This is a genomic window from Aminobacter sp. P4_D5, from assembly GCF_056401815.1.
In genome coordinates this window covers 1-530 of record NZ_JBFUIP010001335.1, presented here as the reverse complement: position 1 = coordinate 530, position 530 = coordinate 1, and the positions used below count along the sequence as shown (strand labels likewise).

Sequence of the window (530 nt, the reverse complement as noted above, 5' to 3'; positions counted from 1 at the left end):
AGATCGACGGGCATACCCGTGAAGATCGGCCCCTCCACCTTGAATTTGCCCATGGAGAGCGTCTTCACCACGCCGGTCAGCCGCATCGGCTGCAGCTGCTCCTTGAGCGCCGGCGCATGCAGCTTCCCGCCGATATCGAGCGTGACCGTCGCGCCGATCCCCGCCGCGACCATCTGCGCCACCGCCTCGGGGTCGCGGATCGGGCCGGCGAGGATGGCGTCGAGCCCCTGATGCAGCGCCTCCGCGATGACGGCCATGCTGTCCATGCTGCCGCCGGAATGGCAGTTGTCCGACATGTCCGCGAGGATGACCGGCCCGTCCTGGATCTCCGCGGCGCGGGCGAGGGCGCTCTCCAGCGGCTCCAGCACCTGGACGAATTCCTCGCGCATGGACCAGGCAAGATCGCCCACGCGCTTCGCCGCCGCCTCGGCCTGGGCGCGGTCCTTGTGGGCGGTGGCGAGAACGGTGAGCGCGGTGTCCTCGGTATCGGCCAGGGGAAAGCCGGTGAAGACGGTGCAGCAGGGCAGGCC

1 protein-coding gene is annotated in these 530 nt (G+C 69.8%); it reads right to left on the bottom strand.

Annotated elements, in window-relative coordinates:
• Positions 1-530 (bottom strand): MlrC C-terminal domain-containing protein (locus AC1DWF_RS38260; RefSeq protein ID WP_476843613.1); only part of this gene is annotated, 530 nt, incomplete at both ends.